Annotated in this window: 2 protein-coding genes; both read left to right on the top strand. The window is 61.2% G+C overall.

Annotation, left to right across the window (positions count from 1 at the left end; genetic code table 11):
* Positions 1-180, top strand: a 180-nt coding sequence (locus tag EN824_RS33920; protein ID WP_189522280.1) for a 4Fe-4S binding protein, incomplete at its 5' end; no start/stop codon positions are given.
* The coding region (locus tag EN824_RS36745) for an exopolysaccharide production repressor protein (protein ID WP_348631547.1) at positions 152-338 on the top strand (187 nt) is incomplete at its 3' end. The genes EN824_RS33920 and EN824_RS36745, both read left to right, overlap by 29 nt.

The following is a 338-nucleotide window of genomic DNA, read 5'->3' as shown; positions in this document are numbered from 1 at the left end:
GATGATGCGGGTGAAATCCTCGGCCCCTGCGATGACGAGGACGACGATTTCGACGGCAAGCTCAATCGCATGATCATGGTTGTCGATGATGCCGGCCGCTGCATCGGCTGCGGAGCCTGCGGCCGCGTCTGCCCCAAGAACTGCCAGACGCATGTTGCGGCCGACGAGCTCGCAACATGATCTGGCGAAAACCAGGGGAGCGGCGTGCACTTCATCTTTTTGTCGGCTCGTGGGGCTGGTCCTGTGCAGCAATGCGTCGATGGTTTACTTCGCTTTGGATTCGCTCCGTGTGGCAGTCGTCACGACGCTGGCCTGTTCGCTGCTGCTTCAGGCCGGCT

This window comes from Mesorhizobium sp. M8A.F.Ca.ET.181.01.1.1, assembly GCF_004792025.1.
In the GTDB taxonomy this organism is placed as follows: domain Bacteria; phylum Pseudomonadota; class Alphaproteobacteria; order Rhizobiales; family Rhizobiaceae; genus Mesorhizobium.
Note: the sequence above shows the minus strand (reverse complement) of the source record. Positions and strands in the feature narration are given on the sequence as shown.